Source organism: Orrella marina (genome assembly GCF_003058465.1).
Taxonomy (GTDB): domain Bacteria; phylum Pseudomonadota; class Gammaproteobacteria; order Burkholderiales; family Burkholderiaceae_B; genus Algicoccus; species Algicoccus marinus.
Map to the genome: position 1 here is coordinate 3,193,124 of NZ_CP028901.1, position 12,231 is coordinate 3,205,354.

The following is a 12,231-nucleotide window of genomic DNA, read 5'->3' on the forward strand; positions in this document are numbered from 1 at the left end:
CAAGACTCAGTCGACATGCCTAAGGCCGTACGCGAGGCGCAATAAGCCCCATTGATCCGCTCGCGATGGTCCGACGAAAGGCTAAAGAGGAGGTGGTTAGGTTCGAGGCGGGCGCAACAACCCGTCTGGGGTGAAAGATGTGAAGTCTATGGCAAGAAGAAGAACTGGTGCAGACGAAGACGGATCAGCTGGCACCCAGACAAACCAGGGTTCGAGCGCAGGAGGTTGAACACCCTGGTTGACGTGGTGGTGATGAGAAGAACACTCCGAATCTACATTCAAATGCAAAGACTGATCAGAATGATGGTGGTGGCTAACTTCCAGACTGTGAATGATGGAATGCGCGATTTGTTCCGTCTGCCCGTGAGCCTGGAAAGGCATCGCCAATGAGAGGGTTTGCCAGCTCATGACGATCAACAACAGAACGGCTCGGAACTCGTTTCTCATGCGCTTTGAAATGCAATGAAAGCAGCTTCGCTGGTCAAAATCTTCTTGGTCGGAAAGAGTGTAGCGTTGAAAAATTCGCAATTTAACAGTCTTTCTATACCTGATCGACCGCTAGACAGACCAGTTAGCAACACATCAAGAGACTGGGAACAACAGATAGTAAATAGCACCTAGTAAGGCGCTGACGCATATCACCGGTAGCATGCCAACTTTGAAACGTAGCATGGCAACAAATGCTCCAATGGCCAACATCACGCTTGCTCCCTGAATAGTGTTCCATGCTGGACTCATCAATTGCACACCATAAAACTGTTCCGTTGTTACCTCAGTGAAGGCAACATGTACAGCAAACCAGATGGCCAGACTCAACATCACACCAACTACCGCAGCAGTCACCGCTGACAGTGCGGCACTCACGGACCGATTCTCCCGCAATTTTTCTACGTATGGTGCACCCAGGAATATCCATAGGAAGCAAGGTACAAACGTTACCCAGGTCGCAAGGACTGATGCCAGGAGGCCGGCGGTGAAAGGGTCAAGGCTACCTGGTGCCCGGAATGCACCCATGAAGCCCACGAACTGAACCACCTGAATCAACGGGCCTGGAGTCGTTTCTGCCATGGCTAACCCGCTGAGCATCTCCCCGGGCGCTAGCCAACCATAATGTTCGACCGCTTCTTGCGCCATATAAGCGAGTACCGAGTAGGCACCGCCAAAGGTGACAACGGCCAGTTTGCTGAAGAACAATCCGATCTGCGTGAAAACGTCGTCCGGTCCAAGGAACAAGAGCAGAGCAACTAGAGGTGTGAACCAAAGCGTACCCCAGACGCTGAGTACTTTGATTGCGCGTTTGAAAGTGGCCTTGGTGTGATGAGCGTCACCAGCGTCAATCATTTTGTCGATAGCTTGATCGTTATCCTGGCTTGCGCTGTGCCCCTTAATGATCACGAACCGCTGCGGGTCGAAGTATCTTCCAATCAATCCAATGAGGGCTGCGGTCACAATAACCAAGGGAAACGGTACAGCAAAGAAAAACAGTGCAACAAACGCCGCCGTTGCCAGCATGTACATATAGGCATTTTTTAAGGCGCGACTGCCAATCCGGATGACCGCCTGAATGACAACAGCAAGAACAGCGGCCTTGATGCCGAAAAATATTGCCTGAACCAGTGTGGCGTCTTGAAACCCTGCGTACAGAAGGCTAAGGATCAGAATGCTGATAAAGCCAGGAAGTATGAAGAGTCCTCCAGCGACTAGACCACCTCGGGTGCCATGTAACAGCCAGCCGATATAGGTTGCTAGTTGCTGGGCCTCAGGTCCCGGTAACACCATGCAATAGTTCAGCGCGTGCAAGAATCGGTTCTCGCTGACCCAGCGCTTCTCCTCAACCAGAATTCGGTGCATAACAGCAATTTGTCCCGCCGGCCCTCCAAAGCTCAGCATTGCCACCCGCAACCAGACGTAAAAAGCCTGCTGGAAGGAAATTTCATGACCGAATTCGTTCGCATTGGCTGGGGCAATAAGGACTGCCTTCGGTTTGCGATTCGAGTTTGTGTTGCTGATATTTGCCATGATCAAGACTCTTTGGCGTAGGTCTGGTACAGACTGTCAAAGACCTGGTTAGTCGCGTCCAACAAGGCGTCGTCGACAAGATGAATTTCGCGTAATCCCATCAGGACACTTTCAATTCCAGGGGCATCAGATGGCTGTTCACCCCCGACATCCAGATAGTGCACAAGCGTTCCAAGCCTGAGCAACGCGGGTTGGCGCAACCCGAAGCTCTCCACTAGCGTTTCGAACGTCACCCTGTTGGTTGCGTGTGTGAATGTCGCACCATCAAAGTCGTATCCAATGGCATCGCTCGGGCAATCTTCCGGTGAGGACAACCATAGGAACCGAGGATTGCTGTCAATGAACCTACCAATCAGCCAAGCGCTGGCGAGGCGGTCGACCCAGGGTCGCTGACGTGTTGCCCATGTCTTGCCCTGATAGGCAGATGTATCCAAACTCACGGTAGTTGCTGCGATTGAGATTGGCTCATTGGCAGAAAGAGCATGATTAACAGCTGTTTCTAACTCAATAAGTGCACTGTCGGCGTTACCTTGCGATAAACCCGGAAAAAAATCGATCTGTACAACCCGTGTATACCGACTCCGAAGTTTGCGAGCCTCTTTGATCGTTTGCCTAACCGTGTTTGGTGTCAACTGTGATCGGAGGTCGGCGACATCACGAATCAGTAATTCATAGTCGCGCGACCTGTCGAAAAGCATTGAAAAATGGCTTGTCGTCGATTCGCTGGTTCGTAAAACGTGGGCGTCTCCGCCTGACTGAAGCACGTCTTCAGCTAAACACCTCAGTTTGTCGTAATGATCCGCGAGGTCTGGTAACAGATAGACTCCATCGCGTAATGCTGCAGCACCTGCCGACCTAAGAGCGCGCCAAATGCGCATACGCGCAGTTGCGTTTTCTGTTGAAAGCGTGACAATAATGAGGAGCCATTTCATTTGTAAAGGTTACTACAATTATGTATCTTTCTCTACATAAGTATTTATTGACCCCCAGCTTGAGTTCTCAGCCTCATAAGTCGCCGTAGGATGATGCTTGGTGGGTCGGCTTGACGGTGACATCGTCTCCCTCGGTTTTCAGGACTGGTGGTTTGGTAGGTTTACCGCAGAAGACGGATGGCGCGACGAGGAGAAAAGCGTGGCAACCTCGAACGCGCGATTGCCTTGTGTGAGACGGCCAAAGAGGGCGGCTGGTCTGGGAGCTGGGACAAAGACATCGCTCAGCTAGAAAAGAAGGCCGCAGCAAGAAAAGCGCAGGGTCTATAGCCGACTTTCCGTGAGGAGTTTGTGATGCGTACAAGATACTGGTGGGTCGCTTTGGCATCGATGGTTGGCTCATGTGGGCTGAGCTTTGCAAGCGCCAATCAGGTTGGGAGTATTTGGAACAAGAGTGAAATTATCCGGGCCATGAAACTTGAAAAAACTGCAAGCGGTCATAGCCATCAGTTCCTGATCGACTCGGGGGTGGCCTGCAATGTGGCGACAATCCTGACAACCAGCAATGCGGTTAAGCTGTACTTGTCAGCAGGCGATGTGATCGCGACCAACCCGGATCAAACCGCTGGGGTGAAGATCGTTGGCGGCGAAACCAGAGACTGTTTCAATGCAGCTCAGAATCTGCTTTCAACCTTGAAGTAATTGACTGCGCGGTCTCCAGCGTCAAGGTCGAATGGACGTTGTACACAACATAATGATGAGCAACGAGATTGTCCGAAGGCTCGATGGCATGATGGGCTTTAGCCAGTTTTCCATGAGCATGCGACTGGTCATGGGGACATCGCACAAGTTGCTGAAGCCTAAAGGAAACTTTTTATGAGTTGGTGCGTATTCCGATGATCGTGACCACTCATTCCGATGATCGTGACCACCTCGACTTCTGACTGTGTATTTCTGAGGTTCCGGGATCGTGACCAGTGATTCCGGAGTCGTGACCACCTGTTCCGGTCATCGTGACCAGCCCATCAGAGGGTTCTGGGTCATGCGTGTTTTTCTCAACCATGCGGTAGTGTGTCGGGCTTTTTGGAGCCTGCATGTCACCGCCTTCAATGAGCACGCAAATGATCAAGAATGTTCTCTATCAATCGCATTGCCTGGGCTACTCACAGCGCCAGATTGCCACGGCATCAGCCATCTCAAAGGCAGTGGTCGCCAAGTACATCCGGCTCGCCAGTCAGGCGGGTCTGGACTGGTCGACAATCGAGCCATTATCCGAAGTGGAACTCGAGCACCGGCTCACCCCGTCAAGGGTTCATGGCAACCGTGTTCTGCCCGACTTTGGCAAAGTCCATCGCGAACTGACTCGCAAAGGCGTGACCTTGCAGTTGCTCTGGCAGGAGTATCAGGCTGACTACGTCGATCAGCCTACGCTTCAGTACAGCCAGTTCTGCGACCGCTATCGTCGGTACACCAAGACCCTGAAGGTGTCGATGCGCCAGGTGCATCGGGCTGGCGAGAAGTTGTTTGTCGACTTCGCAGGGCCGACACTTGAACTGGGCGACGGGACCCGCGGGCACTTGTTCGTTGCAGCCATGGGAGCCTCGCATTACACCTATGCCCGAGCCTTGTCGGGACAGACGACGCGGGACTGGATTCGAGGCATGACCGGCGCATTGCACTTTATGCGCGGGGCGCCCGAATTTATTGTTCCAGACAACCCTCGTGCAGTGGTCGCACAACCCGATCGCTATGAACCCAGAGTCAGCGACAGTGTCCTGGACTTTGCTCGTCATTACGATTGTTCTGTCTTGCCGGCGCGCGTGCGAAAACCCCAGGACAAGGCCGTGGTGGAATCCGCCGTGCAGGTGGTGGAGCGCTGGATCATGGCTCGACTGCGTCACGTCAGACTCCCGGATCTGGCCGCGGCCAACCGGGCGATTGAGCCACTGCTCAAAGCCCTCAATGATCGTCCGTTTCAGAAGCTCGAAGGATGCCGCTCGAGCGTGTTTGCACAAGTCGACGCACCCGCATTAAGAGCCTTGCCTGCTCAGCGCTATGAGTACGCCGAATTCAAGTCAGTCAAGGTCAATATCGATCATCACGTGGAGGTTGACTTTCATCGCTACAGCGCACCGTACACCTTGATCGGCACCGATCTGATCGCGCGTGTCACCACATCCACGGTCGAGTTGCTGCATCGCGGTATACGGGTGGCCTTGCATCCACGCAAATCGTTGCCCGGCAAGTTCTCCACCAAGCTCGAACACAGGCCACCATCACACAAGGCTCACCTGCAATGGACACCCGAAAGAATGATTGCCTAGGGCATGAGTATTAGCCTGAACACCGGCACACTGGTTGAAGGTCTTCTCAAGCGGCACAAGCTCGCCGAGCACGGATATCGCAGCTCTCTGGGCGTGATCGCACTGGCCAAGCGCTATGGCAACGCCCGGCTCGAGACGGCCTGCGCTCTGGCGATATCGATCGGTGTCTACAACTACCGCGCCGTGCGTGACATGTTGCGCAACGAGCGTGACAAGGTCAAAGCCGATCAGCCTGATCTGTGGTCAAGCCCCGAACATGAGCACCTGCGTGGTGCGGATTCCTATCACTGATTCAGCGGAGAATGAACATGCTTCATCAACACACTATTGCACAATTGCGCGACCTCAAACTGCTGGGCATGGCCAACGCCTTACAGCGCCAGATGGAACAACCGGGCAGCAGTGACATGACCTTCGAAGAACGTCTGGCATTTCTGGTCCAGCATGAAAGTGACCATCGCAACGAGCGTCGCTACACCCGCCTGATACAACAGGCCAAACTCAAGTACTCACAGGCCTGCATTGAGGACTTTGACACACGCGCAGGACGTGGTGTCGAGCGCAGTCAGTTCACCAGTCTGGCGCTCAGTGAGTGGGTCTCAACAGGCAACACCATCGTGATCACCGGTGCGACCGGATGCGGCAAAACCTGGCTCGCATGTGCCCTGGCACAGTACGCATGCCGAATGGGTCACAGTGCGCGGTACTTGCGCATCACCCGTTTGTCCGAAGAGATCCGGACCATGCGTGTCACGGGCACCTACACCAAGTGGCTGACGGAACTCGCACGCACGGATCTCGTCGTACTGGACGACTGGGGGCTGGTGGGCCTGGATGCCCAGGCCAGGGACGCACTCATGGAGATAGTTGACGATCGTTGCGGATCAAGGGGAACCATCATCACAAGCCAGTTACCCGTTGATCACTGGCATGCCTGGATCGGTGATGCGGCCATCGCTGATGCCATGCTCGACAGGCTATTGCAGCAGTCGCATCGCATGGTCCTGAAGGGCGAATCCTTGCGTGCGCCAAGCCGCTCCAGGACGCCAAAGAAACCCGTCTGATCACACCAGGCCGGCCCTGATTCCTGGTCACAGGATCAGGGCCGGAATCACGTCTGCAAGTACAATCTCCCACACGCATGACCCAACCGTTGACCCGAAGGTGGTCACGATCGCCGGAATGCTGGTCACGATCAGCAGAATAGGTGGTCACGATCCCGGAATGCCCGGTCACGATCGACCGGAATACCCAAGTTGGAGGGAAAATCTCCCCTTTTGGTTTGTAATCGTTCAACTTACGAGTGCATAATTTCTGTATGGTGGAGATTTTTAAAGAGTTTGCATCTCGCGTTATGTAACGGCCTACAATTGTTGACGATACAGGCAAGTGTCTGCTCCACATCGTCGACGCTGAGATAACCCAGCCATACCGGCCTGGCGCCGTTGTTTTTCATGTCGTCGGTCAGTTGCAGCAGGCCACCGACGTCGTGCCACTTTCCGGCGTGTTCATCCAGGGCCTGAACAATACGGTAATCGGTCTCAGGAAAGCCACTGTTGGTGGCTTTCCAGCCGAGTATTGCACTGTAAAACTGCAGTGCTTCATCGCTATTCTCAGTGAATAGTTCATACCAGATAAATTCACCATTTTGGTTGGGCATGGTCCTCTCCACCAGTTCGGCTGTTGATGATTTTCTTTATTTTTCCAGCACAACCACAGGTGAAAAACCACCGAAGATCAGACGCACGCCATCAAATGGCATGGGATTTTTATCCGGATCTATGCGTGGATCGGCGTTCGTGTCTGACATCATTTTCTTCACGGCCGCATCACGGGTCGCTTTGTCAGGCCACTCTATTCAGGAAAACACCACGACTTCGTTTTCTTTGGCCTGGACAGCCCGACGAAAGTCAGTGACTTTTCCATTGGGTACGTCCTCTTCCCAACATTCGAGAACGCGTGTCGCGCCCCACTCCATAAAGGCAGCATCGGCCACTTGCGCATGTTTGATGAACGCTTGTTTATTGGCGTTAGGCACAGCGAGAACAAATCCATCGATGTAACTCATGAGGTGATTCCCCCGGGATTGTTAGGTTCTTTGACGTCTCTGGGTTGTGTCACCTACTAGTCGTTTGCCTGTACCTGAATTCGACAGAATGGAAATTTTTATTTCGCTTTTTCAAGCAAAGCCAGACGTTGTCGCAGGAAACGTCGCTCAGGTTCCTGCTGCGTCAATGACAGTGCCCGCCGGTAGTAGAGGCTAGCGTCTTGCAGTTGATGCAGGCGACGCAAGAGATCCGCACGGGCGGCATACAGCAGATGGTAGTGCTGCAGATCTTCGTGATCCATCAGCTTATCGATTGCGCGCAATCCTGCCTGCGGCCCATCGCGCATCGCAAGTGCGATAGCGCGATTGAGCTCCACGATTGGAGACGGGTTGATTTTCAGGAGGACGTCATAAAGACCAGTGATCTGCGCCTAATCGGTATCCTCGGCCAGCCGCGCTTCAGCATGATCCACAGCGATTGCCGCTTGCAGGGTTTCCTCTGCCAGATCGAAATTGCTGTGCAAAAGTCGAATCAGAGTCGCGAGTACCCGACTGGATTCTTGAAGATAGATTGCAGCGATGCGCTGTTCAATAGAAATCTGGTTCATGTTTCATTAACACTCATCGACAGGGCACTGGTCAATATTCATTCGATACGCCCATATCGTAAGCGTCAGCAAAAACGCGCAGATGACGAGCCAACCGAAGCGGCACGCTTTGTGCATTCCAAGCCATCATACCTGCCGTATTGCCATACAAGATTTCAACACTGGGATGGCGTTGTGTCCAACGTCAATAGCAATACACAGGTCGTGCGACGCACCATGGGGTATCTACGAAAGGCCGGCATTGTCACGTCTGATCGTGGCTATGGGGTTGGGTGGTGTATCCACGTGGATCTTGGCTTGATTACCGTGTTCCAATAGCATGAGGCATTAGGCGAGCCAGCGATGTTTGCCATCGGCAACGAGAACCCGAAGTGCCTCGTCGAGCAATCGGTGAACGCTGCGCTCGAAGATGCCGTTATAGATGCAGAAGCGCTATTGCTAGAACGATTCTCGGAACTCTCCTTGGCCGATCTGGCCGCAGACTTTGCGCGCCGCCGCCCAGTAGCAAAACGCGAAAGGAATTGATCATGCACTACAACATGATCGTCATCGGCGTGAGCTATGCAGGAATGGCTGCTACTCTGAAACTGATCAGGGCTCGCAAGTCGGCCCTTCTTGGGTATTCCGATGATCGTGACCATCGCGACTTCTGGCTATGTATTTCTGAGGTTCCGGGATTCTGATCAGTGCGAGCGCTCAGAGTTCTCGAAGGAAAGTGGAAGCTGATTATTTTGTTCCATCTGTTTGGTGGAAACTTGCTTCGATTCTCAGAGCTTGAAAGGGCGATACCTGCTATTACACAAAAGATGCTGATCCAGCAGCTTCGTCAAATGGAGGAGGATGGGGTTGTTCGACGGATTGTCCACCATCAGGTTCCGCCTAAAGTCGAATACGGACTGACCGATTGGGGCCAGGCGCTTTGTCCTGCACTCGATGCTTTGTTGAAGTGGGCGGATCGTCGCGAGGTGCGCCCTGCACGTAGTCCAGATTCGTGAGCGCTACGATTGGGAGGATTGTGCGGGCGATTTTTATTGACAAGTGGGTTTTTAGGCACCAATCGGCGTCAACCCGATGAGCTTTGTCCTGCCTGCATGATAGAAATCAATTGGATTTTGTACCAGCTCTCTGTTTCCAGTACTCATATAGGCCCGGTTTGCCATCAATCCGGGTCGGCACATACCGGATTCTCATAGACTGCTCATCAAACGGCTTAGCAAGGTCAGCGAAAATATCCGCAGTCGATAGGCCAAAAGGAGCGCCATCCTCATTCGAGTGCCCATACGTAACCTCGTTGACGCCGGCCAGGCGCATGGCTGCCATACACATTGGGCAGGGATGTCCACTGGCGAAAACTGAGCAGCCTTCGAGCGAGACTGATCCCAATTTCTTGCTCGCAACTCTAACGGCCAGCAGTTCGGCATGCGCCGTGGGATCGTTCGTTTCGATAACTTGATTGACTGCTTCAGCGATCACCTCGCCGTCCCTGACAACTACCGCACCAAACGGCCGCCCGCCTTGCTCAGCGTTAACGTACGCCAACTGGACAGCCAGTTCAAGAAACTCATTATCTCGTTGCATGTGCCATCCCCCTTGTAGCCTATTGTCCACCCGCAGCAAGCAGGGATTGCTCGATCTTGTGATAACCACGAGCCCGCGCATGTTGCAAAGGGCTTACACCATCGCGATCTGCCAGATTTGGATTCGCACCAGCCTCAAGCAAAATATTCACAATCTGTTGATGCGACTCACCACCGTTGCCAAGGATGATGGCTTCCAGCAACGCTGTCCACCCGAGGTTGTTGACGTGATCGATGGCGACACCTGATTCGACAAGTGTTTGTACCGTTTCTACGTGCCCACGCTCAGCAGCAGGGATAAGGGCCGTTCCACCGTATCGGTTCGTACTATTCAAATCAGCGCCATGTGCCAGAGTCATTTTCAGGATCTCCAGATGCCCCCTGGCACCCGAATAGAGATAGGCACTATCGTTGATATTGTCTTTGGCGTTTGCATCGGCACCTGCTTCAATAAGCACCTCGGCAGCATCAATTGAGTTCGCTCTTGCTGCGACTAGCAGAGCCGTTGACCCAGACTGATCTCGAGCGTCAATCTCGACGCCAGAGTCGATAAGCTGCTTTACGGTATCGACGTTATTCTCCAGCGCAGCGGCATGCATCGGATACTGCCTCATACTTCCTTCCGAAGAAAAAGCGGAGGTAAAACTAAGCGCTACTGTCACGCTCACAATCGCAGTAACGAACTTAATGATATGCGTCCCCAGGTCAATTCAGACTTTTGCTGCTCGTCGGGTAACAAGCGACGATGCGAGTCTTGAGTTGAGAACCCAAAAACATCCGTTTCCATCCAAGGCTGTCTCTGCAACGACGAGAAACCTCTCGAAAACCATAACAGCATCTCGTGCTGGATACTGTTTGTCGTGCAAGAGATAGCGGGGTCCTTCCGAATCTGGTTCAAACACCAGGTAACAGATACTGACTTACCGCTTATTCATTCCGCTTACTGGGTGGCCGCGCCAATCTTCTTGAGTCCAGCTACCGCACACTCAGCGTCAATTGCTCCTGTCGGAGCACCTCCAACGCCAATACCCCCCACCAACGCCTCACCGAACTTGATGGGCAATCCGCCAGCCTGGATGACCATTCGAGCATCCATATAACGCAGTCCTTCGTTGGCTGGATTGTTGGCAATGAACTCAGATAGACCGGCAGTATCACGACCCATCGCTGCAGAGGTAAACGCTTTACCTTCTGCGCTGCTTCCTGTGTGAGGCCCGGAGTTGTCGGCCTTTAACAAAGCCTTGGTCGAACCATCACGGGCAACGACCGCAACACTGACAGCATATCCCTTCTCCGCACACGCCTGCAGTGCAGTGCTCGCTGCCTTGAGAGCCAACTCAAGCGGCAGAAAAGGCGCGCTTGGCAGCTGCGTTGCAGCTGACGCTACAACTGGAGACAGCAAAAGAGATGCCAGAACAGTCTTGATGCGCATGTCGAGTTCCTTTTTTGAGGCTACAAGCTAAACGTTTCATCCAATTTAGCACAACTACTTCAGCAACTGGTCAATTTGTGATCCAAAAAGCAGTACTTACTTGATCCCAATCCTTCAATGACGTATGGGTCGAAGACATCGCTGCTGCTGTTGGATCGCTTATAAGGACGAATGAGTGGAAAGGAAAGTTGGCGTACCGTTACGTACTCTATGAGCATAAGAGGCCTCTTCCCGTTACGAATTCGGCTTGATGCCGGTGGTACGAGCAATATCAGCCCAGCGTTGAATTTCACTTTCGAGGAAAGCGCTTGATTCGTCGACTGTTGATTCTGTAGAGAGGTTGATCGCCAGGGATTTCAGCCGTTCAATGGTTTCGGGTTCCTGTAGCACTTCATTGATGGCTTGGTTCAACTTATTCACAATCGGCATAGAGGTGTTTGCTGGTGTAAATACCATGTTCCAGGTCGATGCGTTGATGCCTGGATAGCCCATCTCACCAATGGTTGGCACATCGGGTAGCACTGGCGAGGGTTCATCAGACGCAATGGCGTATCCAAGGATCGATTGAGTCGAAAAATTTGCGCCGTTACGCTGCGCGGCCGAGCACATAACCCGTTGGTGGAGAACTTCGTAGCCTTGTGTCAAAGCAAGGCACGCGATTGATGAGGGATGTTAGCGCTGGCGAAGAAATGGGTTTTTGATGGCGTTAAGTGTCTGGTAATGCCGTGCAAGTGCCTACCCACGTGATCAGCACAATGAGCCATTTTGGTCATGGGTATTCTTGCTGTCATCGGGTGCCTGGTCACGATCGTCCATGCCGTAATCTCGAATGACAGTTGCGACTCGCAACCGATAGTCAGAGAAGACGTTAGTTCGTCCCTTGTTCTGGGCAAGCCGGTGAGCGTCCTGGTTGCGCCATGCATGCACCGCTTGTTCATCCGTCCAGAAGGAGAGGGACAGGTACTTTCCCTTTGTGGTCAGGCTTTCGAATCGTTCGACGGAAATGAAGCCATCGATTTCCTCCAGTTCAGAGCGAAGTGACGCGGCAATGTCGAGATACGTGTTGGTCTTGCCCTGAGCGGGCCACACTTCAAAAATAACGGCAATCATGGAGTCCTCCTTTTCGACCACGTAAGGCGTGGACCTGGTGTCAACGTGTTCACGATACGCCACATCACACGACAGCAACAGCCTTCAGCAATGGTCGATTCTTATTCAGGGGGTGATTGTTGTCAGATTCTCTGCATCCAGTGTTCGCACATGATGATCGCTCGTGCAGTCTGACTATCCCGACG

General features: G+C 53.0%; 14 protein-coding genes and 3 pseudogenes. 7 read left to right on the top strand and 10 right to left on the bottom strand.

Annotated features, from left to right (window positions below):
- Positions 1–582: 582 nt before the first annotated feature.
- The 3 genes and pseudogenes from chrA to DBV39_RS20475 all read right to left on the bottom strand — a co-directional run.
- Positions 583–2,019, bottom strand: a complete 1,437-nt coding sequence (gene chrA / locus DBV39_RS14575) for a chromate efflux transporter (RefSeq protein ID WP_108622155.1) — start codon at positions 2,017–2,019, stop codon at positions 583–585.
- Between the two features lie 2 nt (positions 2,020–2,021).
- Positions 2,022–2,459: a chromate resistance protein ChrB domain-containing protein gene (locus tag DBV39_RS20060; RefSeq protein ID WP_227870649.1), complete on the bottom strand. Its 438-nt coding sequence runs from the start codon at positions 2,457–2,459 to the stop codon at positions 2,022–2,024.
- 246 nt (positions 2,460–2,705) lie between these two features.
- Positions 2,706–2,951, bottom strand: a pseudogene (locus DBV39_RS20475) (Chromate resistance protein ChrB); the annotation flags it as partial.
- Between the two features lie 351 nt (positions 2,952–3,302).
- Between DBV39_RS20475 and DBV39_RS14585 the strand changes: the two are divergent.
- The 3 genes and pseudogenes from DBV39_RS14585 to istB all read left to right on the top strand — a co-directional run bounded on the left by DBV39_RS14585 (position 3,303) and on the right by istB (position 6,336).
- Positions 3,303–3,650, top strand: a complete 348-nt coding sequence (locus tag DBV39_RS14585; RefSeq protein ID WP_108622157.1) for a hypothetical protein — start codon at positions 3,303–3,305, stop codon at positions 3,648–3,650.
- A gap of 392 nt (positions 3,651–4,042) precedes the next feature.
- Positions 4,043–5,563 (top strand): annotated as a pseudogene (gene istA / locus DBV39_RS14595) (IS21 family transposase).
- Between the two features lie 17 nt (positions 5,564–5,580).
- Positions 5,581–6,336, top strand: a complete 756-nt coding sequence (gene istB, locus DBV39_RS14600; protein ID WP_108623298.1) for an IS21-like element helper ATPase IstB — start codon at positions 5,581–5,583, stop codon at positions 6,334–6,336.
- Between the two features lie 233 nt (positions 6,337–6,569).
- Here istB and DBV39_RS14605 read toward each other — a convergent pair whose 3' ends face one another.
- On the bottom strand, positions 6,570–6,932 hold the full coding sequence (locus DBV39_RS14605) for a VOC family protein (protein WP_108622159.1): 363 nt from the start codon (positions 6,930–6,932) through the stop codon (positions 6,570–6,572).
- A 36-nt stretch (positions 6,933–6,968) separates the two neighbouring features.
- Positions 6,969–7,340: pseudogene (locus DBV39_RS14610) on the bottom strand (DUF1428 domain-containing protein).
- 200 nt (positions 7,341–7,540) lie between these two features.
- Here DBV39_RS14610 and DBV39_RS20070 point away from each other — a divergent pair.
- The 4 genes from DBV39_RS20070 to DBV39_RS14625 are packed head-to-tail and all read left to right on the top strand — an operon-like array spanning position 7,541 to position 8,922.
- On the top strand, positions 7,541–8,245 hold the full coding sequence (locus DBV39_RS20070) for an Rrf2 family transcriptional regulator (RefSeq protein ID WP_227870652.1): 705 nt from the start codon (positions 7,541–7,543) through the stop codon (positions 8,243–8,245).
- Between the two features lie 24 nt (positions 8,246–8,269).
- Positions 8,270–8,452 carry a helix-turn-helix domain-containing protein gene (locus tag DBV39_RS20075; RefSeq protein ID WP_227870653.1) on the top strand — a complete coding sequence of 61 codons (183 nt, stop codon included), beginning with the start codon at positions 8,270–8,272 and terminating at the stop codon, positions 8,450–8,452.
- Between the two features lie 2 nt (positions 8,453–8,454).
- Positions 8,455–8,610, top strand: a complete 156-nt coding sequence (locus DBV39_RS19570) for a hypothetical protein (protein WP_159078971.1) — start codon at positions 8,455–8,457, stop codon at positions 8,608–8,610.
- Between the two features lie 3 nt (positions 8,611–8,613).
- Positions 8,614–8,922: a winged helix-turn-helix transcriptional regulator gene (locus DBV39_RS14625; protein WP_108622161.1), complete on the top strand. Its 309-nt coding sequence runs from the start codon at positions 8,614–8,616 to the stop codon at positions 8,920–8,922.
- A gap of 106 nt (positions 8,923–9,028) precedes the next feature.
- On the opposite strand, the gene DBV39_RS14630 is transcribed toward DBV39_RS14625, so the two are convergent.
- The 5 genes from DBV39_RS14630 to DBV39_RS14650 form a co-directional block, all read right to left on the bottom strand.
- Complete coding sequence (locus DBV39_RS14630; RefSeq protein WP_108622162.1) at positions 9,029–9,505, bottom strand: nucleoside deaminase; 477 nt, start codon at positions 9,503–9,505, stop codon at positions 9,029–9,031.
- A gap of 19 nt (positions 9,506–9,524) precedes the next feature.
- Complete coding sequence (locus DBV39_RS14635) at positions 9,525–10,118, bottom strand: ankyrin repeat domain-containing protein (RefSeq protein ID WP_227870654.1); 594 nt, start codon at positions 10,116–10,118, stop codon at positions 9,525–9,527.
- A 326-nt stretch (positions 10,119–10,444) separates the two neighbouring features.
- Positions 10,445–10,936: a GlcG/HbpS family heme-binding protein gene (locus DBV39_RS14640; RefSeq protein ID WP_108622164.1), complete on the bottom strand. Its 492-nt coding sequence runs from the start codon at positions 10,934–10,936 to the stop codon at positions 10,445–10,447.
- Between the two features lie 234 nt (positions 10,937–11,170).
- Positions 11,171–11,581, bottom strand: coding sequence for a Bug family tripartite tricarboxylate transporter substrate binding protein (locus DBV39_RS14645; RefSeq protein WP_159078972.1), 411 nt, complete (start codon positions 11,579–11,581; stop codon positions 11,171–11,173).
- Between the two features lie 102 nt (positions 11,582–11,683).
- Complete coding sequence (locus DBV39_RS14650) at positions 11,684–12,046, bottom strand: antibiotic biosynthesis monooxygenase family protein (RefSeq protein WP_108622166.1); 363 nt, start codon at positions 12,044–12,046, stop codon at positions 11,684–11,686.
- Between the last annotated feature and the right edge of the window lie 185 nt (positions 12,047–12,231).